This window comes from Pseudomonas sp. Z4-20, assembly GCF_051131955.1.
Classification (GTDB): domain Bacteria; phylum Pseudomonadota; class Gammaproteobacteria; order Pseudomonadales; family Pseudomonadaceae; genus Aquipseudomonas; species Aquipseudomonas marvdashtae.
In genome coordinates this window covers 1,591,490-1,615,675 of the sequence record NZ_CP071641.1, presented here as the reverse complement: position 1 = coordinate 1,615,675, position 24,186 = coordinate 1,591,490, and the positions used below count along the sequence as shown (strand labels likewise).

At 61.3% G+C, this 24,186-nt stretch carries 19 protein-coding genes; 4 read left to right on the top strand and 15 right to left on the bottom strand.

Going from position 1 to position 24,186, the window contains the following annotated elements:
- Positions 1 to 112: 112 nt before the first annotated feature.
- The 5 genes from J3P82_RS07520 to aceK form a co-directional block, all read right to left on the bottom strand.
- The gene (locus tag J3P82_RS07520) at positions 113 to 1,237 is read right to left on the bottom strand and encodes a GNAT family N-acetyltransferase (protein WP_434561918.1); all 1,125 of its coding nucleotides are present in this window, start codon (positions 1,235 to 1,237) and stop codon (positions 113 to 115) included.
- Positions 1,238 to 1,376: 139 nt separating this feature from the next.
- Positions 1,377 to 2,687, bottom strand: coding sequence for an OprO/OprP family phosphate-selective porin (locus J3P82_RS07515; RefSeq protein ID WP_434561916.1), 1,311 nt, complete (start codon positions 2,685 to 2,687; stop codon positions 1,377 to 1,379).
- A gap of 374 nt (positions 2,688 to 3,061) precedes the next feature.
- The gene (locus tag J3P82_RS07510; protein ID WP_434561914.1) at positions 3,062 to 4,183 is read right to left on the bottom strand and encodes a beta-ketoacyl-ACP synthase III; all 1,122 of its coding nucleotides are present in this window, start codon (positions 4,181 to 4,183) and stop codon (positions 3,062 to 3,064) included.
- 229 nt (positions 4,184 to 4,412) lie between these two features.
- Entirely contained in the window at positions 4,413 to 8,324 is a 3,912-nt protein-coding gene (gene hrpA / locus J3P82_RS07505) for an ATP-dependent RNA helicase HrpA (protein WP_434561912.1), read from the bottom strand.
- A 117-nt stretch (positions 8,325 to 8,441) separates the two neighbouring features.
- A complete protein-coding gene (gene aceK / locus J3P82_RS07500) occupies positions 8,442 to 10,151 on the bottom strand; it encodes a bifunctional isocitrate dehydrogenase kinase/phosphatase (RefSeq protein WP_434561910.1) in 1,710 nt (569 codons plus the stop codon).
- Positions 10,152 to 10,281: 130 nt separating this feature from the next.
- On the opposite strand from aceK, the gene J3P82_RS07495 reads away from it, so the two are divergent.
- The gene (locus J3P82_RS07495) at positions 10,282 to 11,190 is read left to right on the top strand and encodes a DMT family transporter (RefSeq protein WP_434561908.1); all 909 of its coding nucleotides are present in this window, start codon (positions 10,282 to 10,284) and stop codon (positions 11,188 to 11,190) included.
- 67 nt (positions 11,191 to 11,257) lie between these two features.
- Here the strand turns inward: J3P82_RS07495 and J3P82_RS07490 are convergent, their stop codons facing one another.
- The 3 genes from J3P82_RS07490 to cysK all read right to left on the bottom strand — a co-directional run bounded on the left by J3P82_RS07490 (position 11,258) and on the right by cysK (position 14,573).
- Positions 11,258 to 12,121: a DMT family transporter gene (locus J3P82_RS07490; protein ID WP_434561906.1), complete on the bottom strand. Its 864-nt coding sequence runs from the start codon at positions 12,119 to 12,121 to the stop codon at positions 11,258 to 11,260.
- A gap of 338 nt (positions 12,122 to 12,459) precedes the next feature.
- Entirely contained in the window at positions 12,460 to 13,398 is a 939-nt protein-coding gene (locus J3P82_RS07485) for an aspartyl/asparaginyl beta-hydroxylase domain-containing protein (RefSeq protein WP_434561904.1), read from the bottom strand.
- Between the two features lie 200 nt (positions 13,399 to 13,598).
- On the bottom strand, positions 13,599 to 14,573 hold the full coding sequence (gene cysK / locus J3P82_RS07480) for a cysteine synthase A (RefSeq protein ID WP_434561902.1): 975 nt from the start codon (positions 14,571 to 14,573) through the stop codon (positions 13,599 to 13,601).
- 124 nt (positions 14,574 to 14,697) lie between these two features.
- Here cysK and J3P82_RS07475 point away from each other — a divergent pair, with 124 nt between their 5' ends.
- Entirely contained in the window at positions 14,698 to 15,774 is a 1,077-nt protein-coding gene (locus J3P82_RS07475) for a DUF748 domain-containing protein (RefSeq protein WP_434561900.1), read from the top strand.
- Here J3P82_RS07475 and J3P82_RS07470 read toward each other — a convergent pair.
- Complete coding sequence (locus tag J3P82_RS07470; protein ID WP_434561898.1) at positions 15,771 to 16,271, bottom strand: hypothetical protein; 501 nt, start codon at positions 16,269 to 16,271, stop codon at positions 15,771 to 15,773. The genes J3P82_RS07475 and J3P82_RS07470 overlap by 4 nt on opposite strands.
- A gap of 402 nt (positions 16,272 to 16,673) precedes the next feature.
- On the opposite strand from J3P82_RS07470, the gene J3P82_RS07465 reads away from it, so the two are divergent.
- Both J3P82_RS07465 and J3P82_RS07460 read left to right on the top strand, forming a co-directional pair.
- A complete protein-coding gene (locus tag J3P82_RS07465; protein ID WP_025212404.1) occupies positions 16,674 to 17,519 on the top strand; it encodes an AAA family ATPase in 846 nt (281 codons plus the stop codon).
- Between the two features lie 34 nt (positions 17,520 to 17,553).
- Positions 17,554 to 18,732: a vWA domain-containing protein gene (locus J3P82_RS07460; protein WP_305496176.1), complete on the top strand. Its 1,179-nt coding sequence runs from the start codon at positions 17,554 to 17,556 to the stop codon at positions 18,730 to 18,732.
- 52 nt (positions 18,733 to 18,784) lie between these two features.
- On the opposite strand, the gene J3P82_RS07455 is transcribed toward J3P82_RS07460, so the two are convergent.
- From J3P82_RS07455 to J3P82_RS07430, 6 genes are all read right to left on the bottom strand, one after another.
- Positions 18,785 to 19,705, bottom strand: coding sequence for a biotin-dependent carboxyltransferase family protein (locus J3P82_RS07455; RefSeq protein ID WP_434561896.1), 921 nt, complete (start codon positions 19,703 to 19,705; stop codon positions 18,785 to 18,787).
- Positions 19,702 to 20,406: a 5-oxoprolinase subunit PxpB gene (pxpB, locus tag J3P82_RS07450; protein ID WP_434561894.1), complete on the bottom strand. Its 705-nt coding sequence runs from the start codon at positions 20,404 to 20,406 to the stop codon at positions 19,702 to 19,704. The genes J3P82_RS07455 and pxpB overlap by 4 nt, the downstream gene beginning before the upstream one ends.
- Positions 20,403 to 21,155, bottom strand: a complete 753-nt coding sequence (locus J3P82_RS07445) for a 5-oxoprolinase subunit PxpA (protein ID WP_434561892.1) — start codon at positions 21,153 to 21,155, stop codon at positions 20,403 to 20,405. Before J3P82_RS07445 ends, pxpB begins: the two co-directional genes overlap by 4 nt.
- Positions 21,156 to 21,217: 62 nt before the next feature.
- The gene (locus J3P82_RS07440; RefSeq protein ID WP_434561890.1) at positions 21,218 to 22,504 is read right to left on the bottom strand and encodes an MFS transporter; all 1,287 of its coding nucleotides are present in this window, start codon (positions 22,502 to 22,504) and stop codon (positions 21,218 to 21,220) included.
- A 322-nt stretch (positions 22,505 to 22,826) separates the two neighbouring features.
- The gene (locus tag J3P82_RS07435; RefSeq protein ID WP_025212399.1) at positions 22,827 to 23,369 is read right to left on the bottom strand and encodes a DUF2937 family protein; all 543 of its coding nucleotides are present in this window, start codon (positions 23,367 to 23,369) and stop codon (positions 22,827 to 22,829) included.
- Between the two features lie 12 nt (positions 23,370 to 23,381).
- On the bottom strand, positions 23,382 to 24,158 hold the full coding sequence (locus J3P82_RS07430; protein WP_103310166.1) for a class II glutamine amidotransferase: 777 nt from the start codon (positions 24,156 to 24,158) through the stop codon (positions 23,382 to 23,384).
- Between the last annotated feature and the right edge of the window lie 28 nt (positions 24,159 to 24,186).

The following is a 24,186-nucleotide window of genomic DNA, read 5'->3' as shown; positions in this document are numbered from 1 at the left end:
TCTAGGCTCCAACACAATAAATGGGTTGGACACCAGCCTTATTGGGGCTGCTGCGCAGCCCAGCGGGAGCAAGCTCCCTCGCCACAAGGTTTTGTAGTGACCATTAGCAACCTCAGCACTGCCGATAAGGCAGTGCTGCTTTCGCCTCTTCGGCATACGCCAGCACGCCCTCGTGCTCGCGCGCGAGAAAATCCGCCACCGCCGCTTTCAGGCCCGGATGGCGCAAGTAGTGCCACGAGCGGGTAATCACCGGCTCGAACCCGCGAATCAATTTGTGCTCGCCCTGGGCCCCGGCGTCAAAGCGCTGCAGACCGTTGGCGATCGCATAGTCCATGCCTTGGTAGAAACAGGTTTCGAAGTGCAGGCGGTCGAACTCCGCCAGGCATCCCCAGTACCGCCCATAAAAGCTGTCGCCACCCACCAGGCTGAACGCCATCGCCACCGGCCGTGAACCTTGCTTGGCCAGGACCACGCGAATGGCCTCAGGCATGCGCTCGGCCAACAGGCTGAAAAACGCCCGGGTCAGGTACGGCGCCTGCCGTCGCACCGCGTAGGTGTTGGCGTAGCAGGCGTAGACAAAATCCCACTGCGCCTCGTCCAGTTGATGGCCTTCAAGCCACTCGAATTCTATGCCCTGCCCTGCCACCTGCTCGCGTTCCTTGCGCATCTGCTTGCGCTTGCGGGAACTGAGCGCATCGAGGAAATCCTGGAAGTCCCGGTAACCGCGATTCTGCCAGTGGTATTGACAACCGATCCGCTGCAGCCAGCCCTCCTGCCCAGCCAGCGCCGCGTCGGTGAAAGGATCGGTGAAGTTGATGTGGGCGCTGGAGAGCGCTTCGATTTCCAGATAACCCGGCAGGCTACCGAGCAATTCCAAGCCATCCTCCACACACGCCGCCAACAACCGCGGACCGCTGACCGGGCTGAACGGCACCGCCGTCAACAGCTTGGGATAATACTCGATGCCGGCCCGGGCGCAGGCATCGGCCCAGCCGTGATCGAACACATACTCACCGTAGGAATGCCATTTGCGATAACTGGGCAAGGCCGCCAGCAGCCGTCCGTCTTTCATGTGCAACAGGTGCTCGGGCTGCCAGCCGGAATGCGCGCCCAGGCTGGCGCTGTCTTCGAGGGCGCTTAGAAAGGCGTGGCGCAGGAAAGGTTGATTGGCGGGCACCAGCGCGTCCCACTCATGTGGCGCGATGGCGGACAGACTGTCCAGGACGTGAAGCGGCATGCAGTTCCTCGATATCCAGGCGGCGGATTACCCGAGTATCGCCGATCCAGGCCGGTCGGGCATAAAAAAACCCCGCCAGAGGCGGGGTTCAAAGGAGCATAACGGATGAAAGTGCAGCGGTGTATCAAGTCAAAGCGATTTAGAACACGTACTGAGCGCGGACAACAAAACCATCGCCGTCGTCATCGCCGTTGACGTTGGTGACCTTGTCGGTCTTGGCCTTGACGTAGGCACCGGTGATTTTCACCGCTTCGTTGGCGTACCAGTTCACACCTAGATTGTGCACCTTGGCTTCGGCATCGCCCACTTCGCGGGTCGCCGAGGCAGTGGTGATGTTGTCGTCTTCGACGGTCATGCTGTCGTAGCGGTAGAACACTTCCCAGGCACCGATGGATTTGTTCTGTGGCTTGATCGCGTCAAACTTGCCGACTTTATAACCACGGGACTCGCCGGTGAGGGTGTAGGCACCCTGGACGTAGAAGCCGTGGCCCTTGAGGTCTTCGAAGGCGTCGCTGTCAGCCTTGGTCTTGCGCGAGATGTATTCACCCTGGATCGACGCTGGCCCCATAGCGAAAGCGGCTTCCAGGCCGAAGGCGGTGTCAGTGTCGTACGAACCGGCCGGCGAGTTGTTCGCGCCGCCCAGGACCGGACGGTTGCCGTTAGGACCGGCATCGTTGCCGCCCAGGGTTTCAACGCCACGCATGCCCAGGCGGGAGCGATAACGAGCATCGAACGCAGTGTCGGAGACGTCACGGGAGGCCACGCTCAAACCGAAGTGCAGCACGTTGCCGGCTTCGTGCATCGGCGCGAATACAAAACGACCGTTGACTTGCTTGACGCTGTCGCCGTCAGCATCGTCATTGTCCTTGCTGAACACGCCGGCCGAAGCATAGAACGAATCAGCGAAAGTGCTGGATGCCTGGATACCCATACCGTTCTGCTTGTCCATGGCCCAATCGACCAGATCGTAGGCGGAGTTTCGCTCAGGCGCGGTGACCCATTTGGAGCTGGTGGCTTTTTCAAGGCCAAAGTCTGGGTCAAAACGGCCAACCTTGATGGAAACCGGTTTGAAACCGTTATAGGCCAGAGACGCCTCGTCGAAGTAGCCGTTATCGGAATCGCCGGTGTTATGGGACATGTCGTAGTTGATGGTGTATGCCCAATCCGTGTACAGCACGCCGGACAGTTCCAAGAAAGCACGACGGAAATAGGCGGCGTCTGCCGAATTGCCATTGTCGGTGTAGATCCCGTCGAACTGACTGTAGTCAGCCTGCAAACGACCGCCGAGCTTGAAGCTGAACTCTTTGTCAGTGGTAGCGACCTCAAGGCCGCCCTTGGTCTTGACCACGATATCGGCGCCATCGGTGGTGACGGTGCCGGCGAAAGCCTGGGCGGTTACTGCCATTGCCAGTGCGCTGGCGGCAACACCTGCGAAGTGCTTACGGATCATCGAAGAATTCCCCTAGTTGGTAGTCTATGCGTTAGAAAACACGCGGAACTGGGCCCGCTGGTGTTGGGAGGGGATCTTGGCGACGGGGTGTGTCAGGCAAGTTGCTATCACATAAAGATTTTATGACAGCGGAACTTTTTACTTCGAATCGGAATAACAAATGAGGCAGCTTCGAGAGGCAAGCTGCAAGCGGCAAGCTAGAGCGGTGAAGCAGCGATCAAGCTGCTTTCGTGGCGAGGGAGCTTGCTCCCGCTGGGCTGCATAGCAGCCCCAAACTTTATCTGGCACCGCAATGCATCAGATAGGACGCAGGGGGCTGCTGCGCAGCCCAGCGGGAGCAAGCTCCCTCGCCACGGGAAATCAATCAGGACAAATCAACGCTTGCGCAGGATCACGCTGCCAATCGAGTAGCCGGCGCCAAACGAGCTGAGCACTGCCACCGAGCCGCTGGGCAAGTCATCCTGATACATGTGGAATGCAATCACGGAACCGGCCGAGCTGGTGTTGGCGTAGCGGTCGAGAATCACCGGGGCTTCTTCCTCGGTGGCCTCGCGTCCCAGCAGTTTGCGCACGATCAGCTGGTTCATGCTCAAGTTGGCCTGATGCAGCCAGAAACGCCTCACTTCGCCGACGTTCAGCTGATTTTCTGCCAAATGAGCGCCGACCAGTTCCGCCACCATCGGACAAACGTCGCGGAACACCTTGCGGCCTTCCTGGACAAACAGCTTGTCTCGCGTGCCGACGCCCTCCTCCGCTGCGCGGTTGAGGAAGCCGAAGTTGTTGCGGATGTTGTTGGAGAACTTGGTGAGCAGCTTGGTGCTGACCACATCGAACTGGTACGGCGATGTCGCCTGGTCGGCCCGCTCGATGATCACCGCCGTGGCCGCGTCGCCGAAGATGAAATGACTGTCGCGGTCACGGAAATTCAGGTGCCCGGTGCAGACTTCCGGGTTGACCATCAGGATCGCCCGGGCCTGGCCCAGTTGCACGCTGTTGGCGGCGGACTGGATGCCGAACGTCGCCGAGGAACAGGCCACGTTCATGTCGAAACCGAACCCTTCGATGCCCAGGGCTTCCTGGACTTCGATGGCAATGGCCGGATAAGGCCGCTGCAGGTTGGAACAGGCGACGATCACGCCGTCGATGTCAGCGGCGCTGCGACCGGCGCGTTCAAGGGCCTGTTTCGCGGCGCCTACGGCCATTTCGCAGAGCACCGACCACTCGTCATTGGAACGCTCAGGCAGGCGCGGCGTCATGCGTTGCGGATCGAGGATGCCCTCCTTGTCCATCACGAAACGGCTCTTGATGCCCGAAGCCTTTTCGATGAACGCCGCGTTGGATTCGGTCAATGCTTGGACTTCGCCGCGCTCGATGGCCTCGGCGTTGTCGGCGTTGAACTGCGCGACATAGGTATTGAAAGACTGCACCAGCTCTTCGTTGGAGATGCTGTTGGCCGGGGTGTACAGGCCGGTGCCGCTGATGACGACGTTATGCATGGTCGTGTCTCTGATCTGTTCAGGCAGAAAGTATTGGCACCGACGTACCAACACACAAAGGGACTTTTCCCATCCAGGGGAAGCAGCCCAGGCATCGCTTTATTCCGATCCGCCCGTGGTCTTGAAGCGCAAGACCACGGGACCGGCATTTATAGGCGCGAAGTTTGCCATAAACGCTGGCGTTTGGCCCATTCTCCGTTGCTGAAGACACAACACAGGAGCCGGACGGTCAAGCGTCCACCTGTCCCCACTGTTTGCTCAGGCGCTTGTCGGAAATCGGCACCTTGGTGCCCAGTTGCTGGGCGAACAGCGACACCCGATATTCTTCCAGCCACCAGCGATACAACTCCAACTGCGGATCGCGCTTGCCCTCCTGGGCATGTTTGCTCGCGCGAGCCTGGTATTGCGCCCAGAGGTTGGACAGCTCACCACTCCAGACCCGGTCTTTCTGCACCTGGCTGCCGAGTTTCTCGAAGCGTTGCTCGACGGCCTTGAGGTAGCGCGGCAGTTCCTTGAGCCACTGATGCGGGGTTTCGCGTACGAAGCCCGGGTACACCAAGTGGCTGAGCTGCTGTTTGATATCGTTGAGGGCCACGGCCTGGGCCAGGTCGATCTTGCCTTTGAAGCGTTTTTGCAGGCCGTGCCAGAGCTTGAGGATGTCCAGCGTCAGCTTCGCCAAGCGTTCGGCGTGCTCGGTCCAGCCGCCGCGCTTGCGCTCGGCCAAGGCCGCCAGTGCGGCGCCGTCACGGGGCAGGCTCGGCTCGCCTTCGAGCACGCAGCTGTCGAGGCTCGCCAACAGGATGTCTTCCACGAGGCCGTCGACGCGGCCCAAGTCACGGTACAGCAGGCCCAGCTCCGTCAAGCCCGGTAGCTTGCCTCGGAGGAACTTTGCCGGTTCGGCCAGTTGCTGCATCAGCAAGCGCTGCAAGGCGCGACGGTGCTGGAACTCGGCTTCGGCCGGCGTCGGGAAGCGCCCTTCCTTGACCACACCGCCCTCTTCCACCAGCGCCGGATACACCGTCATCGACAACCCGGCGATCTTCTGCTGGGTTTTCTCCGCGACCGGCGCAAAGACTTTCGCCTCCACCGGCGCCTGGCTTTTCGCCGTTTGCGGTACGGCCAACGCGGCCTGGCTGGCTTCGGCAAAGCGGGCGGTCAGCTCGGCCAGGTCACGGCCTTCGCCGAGGAACTTGCCCTGGCCGTCGACGATTTCCAGGTTCATGCGCAGGTGGCTCTCCACCTGCTGCGCCGCTTCGGCCCAGGCTTCGTCACTGACCCGCGCGCCGGTCATGCGCAACAACTCGCGGCCCAGCGCCTGGGGCAACGAGCCCTCGGCGAACGTCATGCGTTGCAGCGCGGCCTTGACGAAATCCGGCACCGGCACGAAATTCTTGCGCAAGGCCTTGGGCAGGTTGCGCACCAGGGCAATGCACTTGGCTTCGATCATCCCCGGCACCAGCCACTCCAGGCGCTCCGGCGGCAACATCGGCAGCAGTGGCGCCGGCACACGCAAGGTCACACCGTCGCGCGGGTGGTTGGGCTCGAAGTGGTAGCTCAACGGCAAGGTCAGCTCGCCGACGCGCAAAGTGTCGGGGTACTGCGTGGCCGTGACCTCGCTGGCTTCGCGGGCCAGCACGTCTTCTTCGCGCATGATCAGCAATTGCGGATCTTTCTGGCTGTTGATCCGATACCAACTATCAAAGGTCGCGGTCTGGTGGATCTCCGCGGGCAGGCGCGCATCGTAGAACGCGAAGAGGGTTTCCTCGTCCGCCAGGATGTCACGCCGGCGCGCCTTGGCTTCCAGTTCGTCGAGTTGTTCCAGCAGGCGGGTGTTGGCGCTCAGGCACTTGGCCTTGGACTGGATCTCGCCGCGCACCAGCGCTTCACGGATGAACAGCTCGCGGGACACCACCGGGTCCACCGGCCCGTAGTGCACGGGCCGGCGACCGACGACGATGAGCCCGAACAGGGTGATCTGCTCGTAGGCCACCACTTGCCCGCGCTTCTTCTCCCAATGGGGTTCGAAGTGGTTTTTCTTGATCAGGTGCCCGGCCAGCGGTTCGATCCAGTCCGGTTCGATTTTCGCCACCATGCGCGCGTACAACTTGGTGGTTTCCACCAACTCGGCGGTCATCAGCCACTGCGGACGCTTCTTGCCGAGGCCTGACGACGGGTGGACCCAGAAACGCCGTTGACGCGCACCGAGGTAATCGCCGTCCTCGGTTTTCTGGCCGATCTGGCTCAGCAGGCCCGAGAGCACCGCTTTGTGCAGTTTCGGGTAGTCGGCCGGGTCTTTATTGAGGCTCAGCTGCATGTCGCGGCAGATCAGGCTCAACTGACGATGGGAATCGCGCCACTCACGCAGCCGCAGGTAATTGAGGAAGTTCTTGCGGCACCAGTTGCGCAGCGGGCTGGCGGTCAGGGCCTGGCGCTGCTCTTCAAAACCGCGCCATAGATTGACCAGCCCGGCGAAGTCCGAGTCGGCATCTTTCCATTGGGCGTGGGCCTGGTCGGCCGCTTGCTGGCGTTCCGGCGGGCGCTCGCGCGGGTCCTGGATCGACATGGCGCTGGCAACGATCAGCACTTCCTGGAGGCTGCCCAGTTTTGCCGCTTCCAGCAGCATGCGGCCCATGCGCGGGTCCACCGGCAGCCGCGCCAACTGCCGACCCAACGGCGTCAATTGGCTGTTGCGGTCCACCGCCGAGAGCTCTTGCAGCAGATTGAAACCGTCGCTGATGGCCTTGCCGTCCGGCGGCTCGATGAACGGGAAGTCCGTTATCTCGCCGAGGCGCAGGTGCAGCATCTGAAGGATCACCGCCGCCAGGTTGGTACGCAGGATCTCCGGGTCGGTGAATTCCGGCCGGCCGAGGAAATCTTCTTCGCTGTACAGTCGAATGCAGATCCCCGGCTCGACCCGGCCACAACGGCCCTTGCGCTGGTTGGCGCTGGCCTGGGAAATCGCTTCGATGGGCAGGCGCTGGACCTTGGCGCGATAGCTGTAGCGACTGATGCGCGCGGTGCCGCTGTCGATCACGTAGCGGATCCCCGGCACGGTCAGCGAGGTTTCCGCCACGTTGGTCGCCAGCACTACACGGCGACCTGGGTGGGACTGGAAAATCCGCTGTTGCTCGGCCGGCGACAGGCGTGCATACAACGGCAGGATCTCGGTGTGCTTGAGCTGGGCCTTGCGCAGCATTTCCGCCGCGTCACGAATCTCCCGCTCGCCCGGCAGGAACACCAGCACATCGCCAGGGCTGCGGCGCTCGCTACGTTCGTAGGCGGCGATTTCATCGAGGGTGGCGAGGATCGCCTGGTCGACGGTCAAGTCGTCCTCGACCCGATTGCCCTCCTCGTCCTGCTCCAGGGTCAGCGGGCGATACCAGGTTTCCACCGGGAAGGTGCGACCGGAGACCTCGACGATCGGCGCGTCATCGAAATGCTTGGAGAAACGCTCCAGGTCAATGGTCGCCGAGGTGATGATGACCTTCAGGTCCGGACGGCGCGGCAGCAGGGTCTTGAGGTAGCCAAGCAGGAAGTCGATGTTGAGGCTGCGTTCGTGGGCTTCGTCGACGATGATCGTGTCGTAGCGCTCGAGGTAGCGGTCGTTCTGGGTTTCGGCCAGCAGGATGCCGTCGGTCATCAACTTGATGAGGGTATTGGCGTCGCTCTGGTCCTCGAACCGCACTTGATAACCGACCAGCGCGCCCAACGGAGTGCCCAGCTCCTCGGCCACGCGGCTCGCGACGCTGCGGGCAGCGATCCGGCGCGGCTGGGTGTGGCCGATCAAGCCATGCTGGCCGCGACCGATTTCCAGGCAGATCTTCGGCAACTGGGTGGTCTTACCCGAGCCGGTCTCGCCGGCGATGATCAACACCTGGTGCTTGAGCAGCGCCTCCTTGATTTCGTCGCGCTTGGCGGCGATCGGCAGATTGTCGTCGTAGCGGATCAGCGGCAGGCTCGCCTTGCGCGCCAACACCTGGTCGCACGACGCTTGCATGCGCGCCACCCACTGGGCCAGCTTGGCCTCGTCGGGCTTCTTGCGCAGCTCGAACAACTGCCGCCGCAACCGGTTACGGTCGGCGAGCATGGCGTGATCGAGGTTTTTCAACAGTTTGTCGATAGCGGGGGCTTGGTCAGTCATCACGTACGCAAGGGGAATAGGAGCAGCGGCAAGTTTCAAGCTGCAAGCTGCAAGTTGCAAGCGGCACTGGCCTGAAACTCGAACTTGCAGCTTGAAGCTTGAAGCTCGAAGCTGCCCCTATCCCCTGCGCCGATACGGGAACACGTCGATCACCTTCCCTGCCCGAATCGCCTCTTGCAGGCTTTTCCAGTAGTCGGCGTTGTACAGTTCGCCATGCAACTGATCGAACAGCTTGCGCTGTCCGGCATCGGCGAACAGGAAGGGGGGGAATTCCTCGGGGAAGACATCCAGCGGCCCGATGGAATACCAGGGCTCGGACGCCATTTCGTCTTCCGGCGTGCGCGGCTGGGGGATGTGGCGAAAGTTGGCTTCGGTGAGGAAGCAGATTTCGTCGTAATCGTAGAACACCACGCGGCCATGGCGGGTCACGCCGAAGTTCTTGAGCAACATGTCGCCAGGGAAGATGTTGGCGGCCGCCAACTGCTTGATCGCCAGACCATAATCCTCCAGCGCCTCGCGCACCTGGGCTTCGTTGGCGTTTTCAAGGTAAAGGTTCAGCGGCGTCATCCGGCGTTCAGTCCAACAGTGGCGGACCAACACCGTGTCGCCGTCCACCGACACCGTGGACGGTGCCACCTCCAGCAGTTCCTCCAGGCACGCTGGCTCGAACTTGCTCAAGGGAAAGCGGAAGTCGGCGAACTCCTGGGTATCGGCCATGCGCCCGACCCGGTCGACGCTTTTTACCAGCCGGTATTTCTCGATGACCGTGGCTCGGTCGACGTTTTTCGACGGCGAGAACCGGTCCTTGATGATCTTGAACACGGTGTTGAAGCCCGGCAAGGTAAACACGCTCATGACCATGCCGCGCACGCCCGGTGCCATGATGAATTGGTCGTCGGTGTTCGCCAGGTGATTGATCAAGGCCCGGTAGAACTCCGACTTGCCATGCTTGTAGAAGCCGATGGATGTGTACAGCTCGGCAACGTGCTTGCCCGGCAGGATGCGCTTGAGAAAACCGACGAATTCCGCTGGCACCGGCACGTCCACCATGAAGTACGAACGGGTGAAGGAAAAGATGATCGACACCTGCGCCTCATCGGTGATCAGCGCGTCGATCTGGATGCCCCGACCCTCGCGGTGCAGCAAAGGAATCACCAGCGGCCATTGCTCGTCCCGGGTGTAGATGCGCCCCACCAGGTAAGCGCCCTTGTTGCGATAAAGCACCGAGGAGAACAATTCCACTGTCAGCTCGGGGTCTTTGCAGACCCAGTCCGGCAGGTTCTCGCGCAGTTGGGTTTCGAGGCGTTTCAGGTCACCAGGCAGGTCGGCGTAGTCTTCGCTGAAGCGATAATCGGCGAACATCTGCGCCAGCATCTTGTCCAGCTGCCCTTCGGGTCTATAGGTACGAGTCTGGGCGGCGCGGGCACGACGCAGGCTCGGCCGGGTCGTGTGGATGAACATCGTGCCGTCGCTGATCAGGTCATGACTGAACAGGCCACAAAAGATCGAGTTGTACCAAGTCTCGGACAGCTCATCGTCGAAGCGCAGGTCGATCAGGCTGATATAGGCGCTTTTCACCAGGGGCCAGCAGCCGACATCCATCAGGGCTTCGGCAGCGAAGGCCTCGCGCAGCCTGGCCACGGTTTCGAAGACTTTTTCTTCGTACAAGCTGATGCGCGCCGCCGAAGCCGTCTGCGCCTCTTGCCACCGCGCTTGCTCGAACCGGGCGCGGGCACCGTCGGTGATCTGCCGGAAATGCTCACGATAATCGTCGAAGCCGTCGAGGATCGAACGGGCGATATCGGTGGCGGGCCATGGCTGCGACATAGGGAAAACCTCGGCGGGTCATGCTTGTTATTGGCGACTGAGCTTAGAGGCCAATTGCGCGGCAACGCAACCATTGCCATTGGTCTTGGGGGCGGCGACACTTGCGACCCCATCAAGGAAGGAAATCCCCGTGAACCCCGTCGATATCTTGCGTTTGCTATCACTGGCCGCCATCTGGGGGGCGAGTTTCCTTTTCATGCGCATTATTGCCCCAGTGATTGGCACGATTCCCACGGCGTTTTTTCGCGTGTCCATCGCCTTCGTCGGACTGCTGGTGATCCTCGCGCTGATGCGTATCGATTGGAATTTCCGCGGCAAACTGAAAATCGTGATGGTGCTGGGCCTGATCAACTCCGGCATCCCGGCGACCTTTTACTCCCTGGCCGCGCAAGTCCTGCCGGCCGGCTACTCGGCGATCTTCAATGCCACCACACCGCTGATGGGGGTGTTGATCGGCGGGTTGTTCTTCAGTGAAAAACTGACCCTGGCCAAGGTCAGTGGTGTGTTCCTCGGGCTCTTCGGCGTCGGCATCCTGACCGGCGCCGGCCCGGTGGCCTTCGACCTGCAATTGCTGATGGGCGCCCTCGCCTGCCTGCTCGCCACCACCTGCTACGGTTTTGCCGGTTTCCTCACCCGTCGCTGGCTCGATCACCAAGGCGGGCTGGACAGTCGCTTGTCGGCTTTGGGCAGCATGTTTGGCGCCACGGTTTTTCTGCTGCCGCTGTTTGGCTACAGCGTCATCAGCCAACCACCGGCCAGTTGGGGCGGCTGGAGCGTCTGGCTGTCGCTGCTGGGATTGGGACTGGTGTGCACGGCGCTGGCGTACATTCTTTATTTCCGCCTGCTCAGTTCCATCGGCCCGGTCAAGTCCATGACCGTGACCTTCCTGATCCCGCCATTCGGCGTGCTGTGGGGGGCGCTGTTGTTGGATGAACCGTTGGGAATGGCGCACCTGTATGGCGGAGTGTTGATTGCCGCGGCGTTGTGGCTGGTGCTCAAGCCTGGAGCGGCGAAACCGATTGAGGTTGCTGCCCGCTAATCTTTCGGCGAACCTGAAAATGCCATCGCGAGCAGGCTCGCGATGGCATTGGTCCGCCAGGAATCAGCTAGCGACTCTTACGAAACACAAACACCAACCCGATGATAATCAGCACCATCCCCAGCAAGCTCAACAACGCCAGCCGGTTGCCAAATACCAAGTAGTCCATGATCGCTGTCACCGCCGGCACCAGGTAGAACAGACTGGTCACGTTGACCAGATTGCCCCGGGCGATAAGCCGATACAGCAGCAAGGTCGCCAGCACCGATACCACCAACCCCATCCACAGCACCGGCACGATGAAACCCATGCTGTGTTCGAAGTGAAACGACTGGAACGGCACGAACACCGCGCACAGGATGAGCCCGGCCAGGTATTGCACCGGCAGGGTGCCGAGCGGATTGTCGGTGATGCGCTTCTGCATGATCGAACCCGCCGTCATGCTCACCAGCGCCAGCAACCCGCAGAGCATGCCCGCCAGGGACATGCCCGCCAGGCCGATGCCTTGGTACACCACCATCACCAGTCCAACCAAGCCCAGCGCCAAGCCGAACATCCGTTGCCAGGACCGTTGGCGCTCCATGAGCACCACGGTGAGGATCGGCTGCACGCCCATCAGCGTAGCCATCACGCCGGGGGTAACGTTCAGCTGCAGCGCCAGCAGATAAAAAATCTGATAGGCCCCCAACAACACCAAGCCGGTCGCCGCCGCGTACAGCATCGGCTTGCCGGCCCGGGGCAGCTTGAATTTCAGCAAGGGGATCAACAGCACCAACGCGCACAACGCGATAGCAAAACGGATCAGCAGGAAAGCGAAGGGTGACGCGTGGGCCAGGCCCAGTTTTGAAAAGATCGCCCCGCTGCTCCACAGCAAAACGAACAGGCTCGTGGAAGCCGTCGCCAATAAGGCGTTTTTGGAAAAGGGAAACATGAAAACCACCTGTAGTCAGGCAAAAAGCCAACTCAGCCGAAGCTGAAATCCAGTCGTTTTTTCAGGCGGGCACAGGGAACGGCAACCGTCGCCGATCAGCCCTGGATGCCAACACCCGGCGGAGATACGCAGGCGTACACCGCAGAGCAACTGACAGGTGGGGGGTATTGACCGATCTGCTCAGGCGGCGGATTCCCGCACGGCACGACGCCAGCGTTGAACGCTGGAACCACAACCGCGGTGAAAGGGAATGCAGGCATGAGCCGATCTCTTGGAAGGCGGGTTCGAAAACCCGGAGAACGCTGACTATAACCAGCGCCCCATGAGCTACGCAATGTTTAAACGAACAACCAATACCCCAGCGCCGTCAACACGGCCACCGCCAGCACGGGCCGCATCACCCGATAGGCCTTGGGGTGCTTGCGCTTGAATTGCTTGACCCGGCCACTGATGGCGTCGCTGAACGATTTGCTCCAAGCATAGGCTCGGTTGATGCCGCCGACGTGCTCATCGTCCAGGTTCTGCGGTGCGGTGGCGCGTCCGAGGAAGGCGCTGATGGTGCGGTTGAAGCGCGTCATCAACGGATTTCTCAGGGGCCGCTCGACATCACAGAAGAGGATCACGCGAGTCTCGGGTGTTTCGTTCTTGACCCAGTGCACATAGGTTTCATCGAACATGACGTCTTCGCCGTCGCGCCAGACATAGATCTGCCCGTCGACGATGATCCGGCAATCGTCGGAATTGGGCGTGGACAGCCCCAAGTGATAACGCAGCGACCCGGCGAACGGATCGCGATGAGGATTGAGGTGGCTGTCGCCCGGCAGCAGCGCGAACATCGCGCCTCGCACGTTGGGGATGCGATTTACCAGCTCGACGGTTCTGGGGCACAACAGCTCTGCCGAAGGCAGCGGTTTGTCGTACCACTTGAGGTAAAAACGCTTCCAGCCCTTCTTGAAGAACGAACCGAAACCAGCGTCGTTGTTTTTCTCCGCGGCGCGGATGTAGCCCTCGTCGAACAGGTGCATGGCTTCGTCGCGGATCACCTGCCAGTTGTCCTTGAGCACATCCAGTTCAGGGAACTTGCTGCGATCCAGGTACGGCCTGGCAGGCACGCCGGAAAACAGGTACATCAAGGCGTTGTAGGGGGCGAACAACGCAGAGTGATTGACGAACTGGCGCAACACCGGCAAACGCGCCTTGCCACGCAAATGCACATAAAGCGTACTGCCCAGAAACAGCAGCAACACCGAGGCCTTGGCAACAAACGAAATGGTCATGGAACAGCTCCTTGTAGAAACCACTTACGCAACGCCAACTGCCCGACGTAGCCGAGGGCCATGCTAAATACTCATGGCCCGGGTAAAAACCATCTGACGTAACATTCTCTATTGAGTAAAGCGCAATAAACACTTTTAACAGGCGCCACCTGAACCTTGGCTGAAGCATCGACAATCATTACCAACGTCGTGATGTTCGGTTACTGCTGCGTCTCCTGCTCGGTAAACAAGTCGCTGAACAGCATGCTCGACAGGTAGCGTTCGCCCGAATCCGGCAGGATCACGACGATCGTCTTGCCCTGCATTTCCGGTTTTTCCGCCAGGCGCACAGCCACTGCCATCGCCGCGCCGCAGGAGATGCCGCAGAGAATCCCCTCTTCCTGCATCAAGCGCAGGGCCATGGCCTTGGACTCATCGTCGGTGACCCGTTCGACCTGGTCCACGATCGACAGATCGAGGTTCTTCGGTACGAAACCCGCACCGATCCCCTGGATTTTGTGAGGACTGGGCTTGATCTCCTGCCCCGCCATCCGTTGGGTAATCACCGGCGACGCTTCGGGCTCTACCGCCACGGACAGGATCGGTTTGCCGCAGGTGTTCTTGATATACCGCGAAACGCCGGTAATGGTTCCGCCGGTCCCCACGCCCGCGACCAGCACATCGACGGCGCCATCGGTGTCGTTCCAGATTTCCGGACCGGTGGTTTTCTCGTGGATGGCCGGGTTGGCCGGGTTATCGAACTGCTGCGGCATGAAGTATTTCGACGGGTCGCTGGCCAGGATTTCGGCGGCTTTCTCGATGGCGCCTTTCATGCCCTTGGCCGGCTCGGTGAGCACCAGTTCCGCGCCCAAGGCCTTGAGCACCTTGCGCCGCTCGATGCTCATGGACGCCGGCATGGTCAGCATCAGTTTGTAGCCACGGGCAGCCGCCACGAACGCCAGGCCGATACCGGTGTTGCCCGAGGTTGGCTCGACGATGGTCATGCCAGGCTTGAGTTTGCCCGAGCTTTCAGCGTCCCAGATCATGTTAGCGCCGATCCGGCACTTGACCGAATAACCCGGGTTGCGTCCTTCGATCTTGGCCAGGATGGTCACACCACGAGGGGCGATGCGGTTGATCTGCACCAGCGGCGTATTGCCGATGGAATGGGCGTTGTCAGCGTATATACGACTCATGACCGGGTCCTTAATGCAGAGGAATTTAGCGCTTTAAGGTAAGCCTGTTGCCCAAGGGCGTCCAGTTGCAGCGAACGTTCGCGCTGTGACAACGGTCAATGGTTTAACAACGGAGACTACTGACATGAAGCGTCGATACAGCTGGCCACTGTGGGCCTTCGTCGCCATCGTTGCGCTACTGGTGGCCTTGCATTTCGCCTTGCCTCACCTGGTGCGCAACTACCTGAACGACAAACTGGCCGACATGGGCAGTTACCGTGGCCAAGTGACCGATGTCGACTTGGCCCTCTGGCGCGGCGCCTATCGGATCAATGGCCTGCGAATCGTCAAGGTTGACGGCAAGGTCCCGGTGCCGTTCGTCGACGCGCCACTGGTCGATTTGTCCGTGAGCTGGCACTCACTGTGGCATGACCACGCGGTCGTGGCCGAGGTGGAGTTCGCCCATCCCGAAGTGAACTTCGTCGACGGTGGCGCCAACCGGCAAAACTCACAGACCGGTCAAGGCACCAACTGGCGCGAGCAGTTGAGCAAGTTGATGCCCATCACCCTCAACGAGGTGCGGATCAACGATGGCAAGGTGACCTTCCGCAACTTCAACTCCAAGCCGCCGGTGAACCTTCGGGCCACCAACGTGAACGCCACTTTCCATAACCTGACCAACGTGGTCGACACCGAAGGCAAGCGCGACGCTCGCTTCGAGGGCAAGGCCCTTGTCGCCGAACATGCGCCCCTGGAAGTCCAGGCCACCTTCGACCCGCTGAGCGACTTCGAGGACTTCGATTTCCGCCTGCGGGCCAGGAACATCGAGCTCAAACGCCTGAACGACTTCGCCGCGGCCTACGGCAAGTTTGACTTCAACGCCGGCCACGGCGACCTGGTGGTCGAAGCCGAAGCCAACAACGCCAAGCTCAGCGGCTATATCAAGCCGCTGCTGCGCGATGTGGATGTGTTCGACTGGCAGCAGGACGTGGAAAACCAGAACAAGAATATCTTCCGCTCCGTCTGGGAAGCGTTGGTCGGAGGGGGTGAAACGGCCCTCAAGAACCAGCGCAAAAACCAGTTTGCCACCCGCGTGGAACTCAGCGGCAACGTCCACCAACAGGACATTGGTGCATTCGAAGCCTTCCTGCAGATCCTGCGCAATGGTTTTGTCCAGGCATTCAATACCCGCTACGAGCAACCGCCGCCCTCCAAGGATTAACCCTTGCCGGTGACGGTATAACGGCCGGTCTGTTCCGCCGCCGCTACGGCTGGTGCGCGCTGCAGCGAGTCCCAGCCCAGGCACGCCAGGGCCAGCGAACGCGGCACCGCTTCGCGACCGCTGCTGTAGCGACTGATGCTACGGGCGCTGACCCCCAGCGCTTCGGCCGCCTGGTTCAACGGCAGGCCTGTGCGGGCGCGCCAACTGATGAAGATGCGGGTGTTTTCATCCTCGGCGTTCTGCGCCAGCGCATCCAGGTACAAAGTGTCGGCGCCGATCTGAATATCCAGCGCCCGCCATTCGACGCTCCAGCCGTCGTCACCCAGCACCGCGCCTTCAAACGCGCCCTCCTCCAGCAAAGGTCGCAGGCCCGGAAAATGTTGCACATCGGCGCTCAGGTCCAGCGTCAGTTGCTGACCATCGATAAAAGTCAGTTCGAGAATGCACGGTAATAAAGGCTGCACGGCCAATAGCCGCGGTCGTTTCATGGGTAGCATCGTTGCCAATCCTCCAGCAGTTGCGCCTGATGAGCCCTGACCCAGTCCAACGACCAACACGTGGCTTACGTGTAGCGCACTTGTGGCGAGGGAGCTTGCTCCCGCTGGGCCGCGAAGCAGCCCTAAAAGCCTGCGAGCGCTGCGCACTCGAGCGGGAGCAAGCTCCCTCGCCACAAGTGCGGCTGATCGTTAGAAAAATATGAATCCAGAAATGTATCGCCAAATTGGCGATATGCAATACTGGCAAGACGCCAAGACTGAGTCAACATGTGACGCCCCATTCAGAGACTGAATACAGCGTCTGCGTTCACAGTCGGCGGGGCCGCGCGTTATAGTCGGGCACGATATCTATTTCGCGCGCCCCGCCTCGCCGGGCCGGCGACTCCGTTCGAGGAAATACCGATGAAGTTCGAAGGCACCCGCGCCTACGTGGCCACCGATGACCTGAAACTGGCCGTGAACGCCGCCATCACCCTGGAGCGGCCGCTGCTGGTCAAGGGCGAACCGGGCACCGGCAAGACCATGCTGGCCGAACAATTGGCGGAGTCCTTCGGCGCGCGCCTGATCACCTGGCACATCAAGTCCACCACCAAGGCCCACCAGGGTTTGTACGAGTACGATGCGGTCAGCCGCCTGCGGGACTCGCAATTGGGCGTAGACAAAGTCCATGACGTGCGCAATTACCTGAAGAAAGGCAAGCTCTGGGAAGCGTTCGAGTCCGAGGAGCGGGTCATCCTGCTGATCGACGAGATCGACAAGGCCGACATCGAGTTCCCCAACGACCTGCTGCAAGAGCTCGACAAGATGGAGTTCTACGTCTACGAGACCGACGAAACCATCAAGGCCAAGCAGCGCCCGATCATCATCATTACCTCCAACAACGAAAAGGAACTGCCGGACGCCTTCCTGCGCCGCTGCTTCTTCCATTACATCGCCTTCCCCGACCGCGTTACCCTGCAAAAAATCGTCGACGTGCATTACCCGGACATCAAGAAGGACCTGGTCAGCGAAGCGCTGGACGTGTTCTTCGACGTGCGCAAGGTGCCGGGCCTGAAGAAAAAACCTTCCACGTCCGAGCTGGTGGACTGGCTCAAGCTGCTGATGGCCGACAACATCGGCGAAGCGGTGCTGCGCGAGCGTGATCCGACCAAGGCCATTCCGCCGCTGGCCGGTGCCCTGGTCAAGAACGAGCAGGATGTGCAATTGCTCGAGCGCCTGGCGTTCATGAGCCGTCGCGGCACTCGCTGATCCTCTTCGTTTAACAAGAGCGAGGGCGATTGCCATGCTGCTTAACCTGTTCAATGAGATGCGCGCTGCCAAGGTGCCCGTGTCGGTGCGTGAATTGCTGGACCTGATCAACGCGCTGAAGCAGCGGGTGATCTTTGCCGACATGGATGAGTTCTATTACCTGTCCCGAGCGATCCTGGTGAAGGACGAACGGCATTTCGATAAGTTCGACCGGGCGTTCGGCGCCTACTTCAACGGCCTGGAAAAACTCGACGATCACCTCCAGGCGCTGATTCCCGAAGACTGGTTGCGCAAGGAGTTCGAGCGCTCGCTGACCGACGAAGAACGGGCGCAGATCCAGTCCCTCGGTGGCCTGGACAAACTGATCGAAGAGTTCAAGAAGCGCCTGGAGGAACAGAAAGAACGCCACGCCGGCGGCAACAAGTGGATCGGCACCGGCGGCACCAGTCCGTTCGGCTCCGGCGGTTTCAACCCCGAGGGCATCCGTGTCGGCGACGCCGGCAAGCGCCAGGGCAAGGCCGTGAAGGTCTGGGACCAGCGCGAGTACAAGAACCTCGACGACCAGGTCGAACTGGGCACCCGCAACATCAAGATCGCCCTTCGTCGCCTGCGCAAATTCGCTCGCCAAGGTGCGGCCGAAGAGCTGGACATCGACGGCACCATCGACCACACCGCCAGGGACGCCGGCCTGCTGAATATCCAGATGCGCCCCGAGCGACGCAACACCGTCAAGCTCTTGCTGCTGTTCGACATCGGCGGCTCGATGGATGCCCACGTAAAGATCTGCGAGGAACTGTTCTCGGCCTGCAAGACCGAGTTCAAGCACTTGGAGTACTTCTACTTCCACAACTTCGTCTACGAATCGGTGTGGAAGAACAACCTGCGCCGCACCTCGGAGCGCACATCGACCCAGGACTTGCTGCACAAGTACGGCGCCGACTACAAAGTGATCTTCATCGGCGACGCGGCAATGGCGCCCTATGAAATCACCCAGGCCGGCGGCAGCGTCGAACACTGGAACGAAGAAGCCGGTTATGTGTGGATGCAGCGCTTCATGGAAAAATACAAGAAGCTCATCTGGATCAATCCGTACCCGAAGGACACCTGGGGTTATACCGCCTCGACCAACATCGTGCGGGAGTTGGTGGAAGACCGGATGTATCCGCTGACCTTGCGGGGCTTGGAGGAAGGGATGCGGTTTCTCTCCAAATAAGCGCTTCGCGCCAGTGATGACTCTTCGCGATCCCTTCGGATCGCGAAGCTTTTCAACCCTTCAAGAACGCCTGAAGACATTCAACCTGCTGCCGATGCGCAACCTCCTGCACCACTGGCCGCAACCGCACCGGCGTCCCTGGCAGGCATTGCGCCAGCCGGGCCAGGGACAGCGGCGTCAGGGCACCCAGGCGCGGATAGCCGCCGATGGTTTGCCGGTCATTGAGCAACACGATCGGCTGGCCGTCCGGCGGCACCTGCACGGCCCCCAGCGGAATGCCTTCGGAAATCATCGCCGGGCCCTGATATTCCAACGTTTTGCCAAGCAGGCGAATGCCCATGCGGTCGGCGCGACTGTCCAGCGTCCAGACCGTATTGAAGGCGTCGAAGAGGCTCCCTCCACTGAACGCACCATTCTGCGCCCCGAGGATCAGATCCAGCGGCTGCGCTTGCTGAAAATCTGGAATCAGCGCGTGCGGCATGGGCCGAGGCGTCGCCGCGCCTGAATAACTCAAGTGTTCGCCGCGACTCAACGCCCGCCCCCGCCCATCCAGGCCACCCAGCTCTTCGCGCACCACCGTCGCCCGGCTGCCCAGCATCGCGGGCGCGTCGAACCCGCCGGGCGCCGCCAGGTAGGCCCGGGCGCCGAGTACCGGTTGTGTGAAAGCCAGGACCTGGCCTTTGCGCAAAGCAAAATAACGCCACGCCCCCACAGGCTGGCCATCGATACGCGCGCCCAGGTCCCCACCGGCCAGGGCCAGCACACAATCCTCTTCAGCCACCACGGTAAAACCGCCCAGCGTGATCTCCACCACCGCTGCGTCCAGCGCGTTGCCCAACATCCAATTGGCCCAGCTCATCGACAGCCAATCCGCCGCGCCGCCCTGGGTCACGCCCAAGTGCCTGACGCCGAAACGGCCGCTGTCCTGCAACAGGCACAGCGGTGTGCTGGCCTCAATCAACAAACGACTCATGCCTGGGCCTCCAACGGAGTGTCGTCGCCCCCCAGGGCGATGAATTCAGCGTGATCGATGGCGGCAAACCGCACCGTGTCGCCGGGTCGCATCAAGCTGTAGCCGTCGCGCTCACGGTCGAACAGTTTGGCCGGGGTGCGACCGATCAGGTTCCAGCCACCCGGCGAGACCACGGGATATGCCGCTGTCTGGCGCTCGGCGATCCCGACGCTGCCCGCCGCCACGCGTTTGCGCGGTGTGTCGAGGCGCGGCGCGGCCAGTTCTTGGTCAACCAGCCCCATGAAGGCGAAGCCCGGCGCGAAACCCAGGGCAAACACTTGGTACTCACGCTCGGTGTGGCGACGGATCACTTGCTCCACCGTCAACCCGCTGCGGCTCGATAGCAGGACCAGCTCGGGCCCGACGCTTAGGTCGTACCACACCGGCAACACATGGCATTGACCGACGGAGCCGGCGTCCGGCGAAAGGTTGTTCAGCGCCTCGCCGATCAGCTCGCGGGCCTGGGTCGGCGTCAGGGCCAGCAAATCGTAATGCACCATCAACGTAGTGTAGGACGGCACCAGGTCGATCAAGTCGCCGGCAAAAACCTCACGCAAACGCTCGCTGGCGGCGAGCATCCACGGCATGTTCGTCTCGGCGATCTCATCGAACAGGCGAACCATCAGGCAGTCCACCGCCACCACTTCCAAGCGCGGCTTCATGGCGCGCTCTGCCCGTCCAGGGCCTGGCGGATACGCTGCACGGCGGCTACGGAACTGGCGTTGTCGCCATGCACGCACAAGGTGTTGGCGTGCAGATTCAAGGGGCTGCCATCGCTGGCCGTTAGCGCATCGCCGCGGGCGATGGTCAGGGCCTGCTCAATGATGATCTCGGGATCGTGATGCACCGCCGCGGGCAATTGCCTGGAAACCAAGTGACCGGCACTGTCATAGGCTCGGTCGGCGAAGGCCTCGAACCACAGCGTCAGGCCGTACTCATCGCCCAAGGCTTGGGCGGCGCTGTTGTCCCGGGTCGCCATCAGCATCAACGGCAACTGCCGGTCATAAGCGGCGATTGCCTGGATTACCGCGCGCAGTTGCGCCGGGTTGGCCATCATGTCGTTGTACATCGCACCGTGGGGTTTGACGTAGCTGACCCGGCCACCTTGGGCGCGGCAGATACCGTCCAGGGCGCCGATCTGATAGTGCAACAGGTCCTGCAATTCCTGGGCGCCATAGGCCATGGAACGTCGGCCGAAGCCCGCCAGGTCTTGATAGGCCGGGTGCGCGCCGATCCGTACGTCGTGGCTCAGCGCGAGGCTGACGGTCTTGCGCATGATGCTCGGGTCGCCGGCATGAAAGCCGCAGGCGACGTTGGCGCAATCGATGAAGGGCATCACCTCGGCGTCCAGACCCATGGTCCAGTTGCCAAAGCTTTCGCCGATGTCGCAGTTCAATAGCAGGCGGTTCACGGTGAACGCTCCTGTAGGCTCTTTCTTTTTAGCTATGAGGCATTGGCCCCACAGGTTATCAGTTACTCGGCTTCCAACTGCTTGCCTTGGGTTTCCGGCAGGCTCAGGGCCGCGAGGATCACCACTCCGTAGGACACCGCCGCGAACGCACCGATACCGACGCTCAATGGCACCTTCTGGCTGAGAATACCGATCAACAGCGGGAACAGCGCCGCCACTGCCCGGCCAATGTTGTAGCAGAAACCCTGGCCCGAGCCCCGGATGCGGGTCGGGAACAATTCAGTGAGGAACGAGCCCATGCCGCTGAACATTCCCGAAGCGAAGAACCCCAGGGGGAAGCCCAGCCAAAGCATCACGGTATTACTCACCGGCACTTGCGTGTACAGCAGCACGATCGTGAATGAGCCGACGGCGAACAGGACGAAGTTTTTCTTGCGGCCAAGAATGTCGCTCAAGTACGCGCTGATCACGTAACCCACATAGGAACCGACGATGACCATCGCCAGGTATCCGCCGGTGCCCAGCACGCTCAAACCGCGCTCGTTTTTCAGGAACGTCGGCAGCCAGGAGGTGATTGCGTAGTAACCGCCCAACGCGCCTGTGGTCAGCAGCGAAGCCCGGATGGTGGTGGAGAGGATGCCGGGGGCAAAGATCTCGTAGAACTTGGCCGGATTCTCCGGCGTCAGCCGGGCCTTGGTCTGGTTGTAGATTTCCGGATCCTTGACCAACCGGCGGACGAAAATCACGAACACCGCCGGCACGATGCCGAGAATGAACAAGGCGCGCCAAGCGTCTTCCGGCGGTAAGACCGAGAATAACAGCGCATACAGGATCGCCGTCATGCCCCAGCCCAGCGCCCAGCCCGATTGCACCATGCCCACCGCCTTGCCACGGTCCTTGGCGCGGATCACCTCGCCCATCAACACCGCGCCAGCGGTCCACTCGCCGCCAAAGCCGAAGCCCATCAACGTGCGGGCGATCAACAGCTGTTCGTAGTTCTGGGCGAAGCCGCAGAGGAAGGTAAAGAAGGCGAACCACAACACCGTCAGTTGCAAGGTGCGCACTCGGCCGATGCGGTCCGAGAGAATACCCGCGACCCAACCGCCGATGGCCGAAGCGATCAGCGTGCTGGTGTGGATCAGCCCCGCTTCACCGGTGGTGATGCCCCACATGGCGATCAGGGTCGGCACCACGAAACTGAGCATTTGCGTGTCCATGCCGTCCAGGGCATAACCGATCTTGCAGCTCCAGAACGTGCGCCGTTCCTGCTGGTTGATGTTGCGGTACCAGTCGAACGGGCCGGAACGGGCCTGCGGCTGGGGGACGCCGAGCGTGTCGGGTGCACTCATGGTGGTTCTCCACGGTTTTATTGTTGTGAGTCTCAACGACGCTGGCGTGGAGACCGTTGCCCCGATTCTTGAGCGCGCAGCCGATCGCGTCCAACGAATAAAACCTTGGCCGGGTCATAAGAAAAATTTGATTGGGCGGAGCATTGCCAGGAAAGGCGGACCGCTTCTGTGGCGAGGGAGCTTGCTCCCGCTGGTCTGCGAAGCAGACCCAAAACTGCCGGGCATCATCAGCCAGACACTGCGCAGCGTCTGGTTTTGGGGCCGCTGCGCGGCCCAGCGGGAGCAAGCTCCCTCGCCACAGGAAACTCACTGAACAATCGGGTCAGAGCCCGCGCAGGTCGCGCTCTTCAATCGGCCGGCTCTGGCGCAGGCGTTTGCCGCCCAGCACGACCCAGTCGATCAGGCGGAACAGGCATTCCAGGCCGAACGACAGCAACAGGGCACCGCTGATGCCCCAGATCATAGCCTCGGGCGTCAGCAGGATCTGGTAGCTGTAGCCGTTCCAGGTTTCCTTGCGGATGTCCGGATCGGCCGCCAGCGCCACTTGCAGCAGGCGGATATACCACGGGCCTTGCATCGCCTGGAATTGCTTGTCCAACGCCTGCTGACGCACAAGCAACGTGTTCAGGCTGTCGGCATCGCTGCGAAAGATCGGGTCCTCGCTGGCGCGGTAATGCGCGACCAAGGCCTGCATGTCGCCCTTGAAAAATTGATTCGCGGTGCCCTGGAAACCCTGGAGCCCGGTTTGCGCCTCGATCAGGTGAGCTTCGACCCGCTTGGCATAGTCGCTGACAAAGCCTGGCACCTGGACCCCGACCAGCAGGCCCACCGCGAACAACACCAACCGTAGATAGCTGAGCAACATAGTCTGACGTCCTTATTCGGTTCGGCCGTGGCTGACGCATTCGCCGCGTCGCCACAGGCTCCATTGGCCCGGTTCGTAGCGGGTCCAGGTTTCGTTTTCAGTCAGGGGTTCGGTGGCAATCACCGTGACCACGTCGTTGGGTGTGGTTTCGGCCTGGAAATCGACAATCACGTCGACGTCCTTGAGCCGCGCCGGACCGAACGGTGCGCGCCGGGTGATCTGCGCGAGTTTGGTCGAGCAATAGCAGAACAGCCAGTCACCGTCGCTGAGCAGGCAGTTGAACACGCCTTTGCTGCGATATTCGCTGCAGGCTTCGATCAACGATGGCAATAATTGCTCCACTTCCACCGGTTCCGGAAAGGCTTGGCGCACGCGGTTGAGCAAATCACAGAATGCCGCTTCGCTGTCGGTATCGCCCACGGGGCGGTAGAAGCTCACGCCCGGCTGGAAATCGGCGAGCTGGCCGTTGTGGGCGAAACACCAGTTTCGCCCCCACAGCTCACGCACAAACGGGTGGGTGTTGGACAGGCAGACCTTGCCGACGTTGGCCTGGCGGATGTGCCCGATCACCACTTCGCTCTTGATCGGATAGCGCTGCACCAGGTTCGCCACCTCCGACTCGCTGCTCGCGGCCGGGTCCTGGAACAGGCGCAAGCCGCGGCCTTCATAGAAGGCGATCCCCCAGCCGTCGCGATGTGGTCCGGTCTTGCCCCCGCGCTGCATCAACCCGGTGAAGCTGAACACGATGTCGGTCGGCACATTGGCACTCATGCCCAATAATTCACACATGCTCGAACCCTTGGAGGAATGGGAGGCC

Excerpts from the sequence above, each read along its gene's own strand:
- J3P82_RS07485 (WP_434561904.1), bottom strand. The coding sequence starts at position 13,398 with ATGACCATTTCGTTTGTTGCCAAGGCCTCGGTGTTGCTGCTGTTTCTG.
- J3P82_RS07490 (WP_434561906.1), bottom strand. The coding sequence starts at position 12,121 with ATGTTTCCCTTTTCCAAAAACGCCTTATTGGCGACGGCTTCCACGAGC.
- hrpA (WP_434561912.1), bottom strand. The coding sequence starts at position 8,324 with ATGACTGACCAAGCCCCCGCTATCGACAAACTGTTGAAAAACCTCGAT.
- J3P82_RS07470 (WP_434561898.1), bottom strand. The coding sequence starts at position 16,271 with ATGCTACCCATGAAACGACCGCGGCTATTGGCCGTGCAGCCTTTATTA.
- J3P82_RS07460 (WP_305496176.1), top strand. The coding sequence starts at position 17,554 with ATGCTGCTTAACCTGTTCAATGAGATGCGCGCTGCCAAGGTGCCCGTG.
- J3P82_RS07440 (WP_434561890.1), bottom strand. The coding sequence starts at position 22,504 with ATGAGTGCACCCGACACGCTCGGCGTCCCCCAGCCGCAGGCCCGTTCC.
- J3P82_RS07455 (WP_434561896.1), bottom strand. The coding sequence starts at position 19,705 with ATGAGTCGTTTGTTGATTGAGGCCAGCACACCGCTGTGCCTGTTGCAG.
- J3P82_RS07430 (WP_103310166.1), bottom strand. The coding sequence starts at position 24,158 with ATGTGTGAATTATTGGGCATGAGTGCCAATGTGCCGACCGACATCGTG.
- pxpB (WP_434561894.1), bottom strand. The coding sequence starts at position 20,406 with ATGAAGCCGCGCTTGGAAGTGGTGGCGGTGGACTGCCTGATGGTTCGC.
- J3P82_RS07465 (WP_025212404.1), top strand. The coding sequence starts at position 16,674 with ATGAAGTTCGAAGGCACCCGCGCCTACGTGGCCACCGATGACCTGAAA.
- J3P82_RS07515 (WP_434561916.1), bottom strand. The coding sequence starts at position 2,687 with ATGATCCGTAAGCACTTCGCAGGTGTTGCCGCCAGCGCACTGGCAATG.
- J3P82_RS07520 (WP_434561918.1), bottom strand. The coding sequence starts at position 1,237 with ATGCCGCTTCACGTCCTGGACAGTCTGTCCGCCATCGCGCCACATGAG.
- aceK (WP_434561910.1), bottom strand. The coding sequence starts at position 10,151 with ATGTCGCAGCCATGGCCCGCCACCGATATCGCCCGTTCGATCCTCGAC.
- J3P82_RS07475 (WP_434561900.1), top strand. The coding sequence starts at position 14,698 with ATGAAGCGTCGATACAGCTGGCCACTGTGGGCCTTCGTCGCCATCGTT.
- J3P82_RS07510 (WP_434561914.1), bottom strand. The coding sequence starts at position 4,183 with ATGCATAACGTCGTCATCAGCGGCACCGGCCTGTACACCCCGGCCAAC.
- cysK (WP_434561902.1), bottom strand. The coding sequence starts at position 14,573 with ATGAGTCGTATATACGCTGACAACGCCCATTCCATCGGCAATACGCCG.
- J3P82_RS07435 (WP_025212399.1), bottom strand. The coding sequence starts at position 23,369 with ATGTTGCTCAGCTATCTACGGTTGGTGTTGTTCGCGGTGGGCCTGCTG.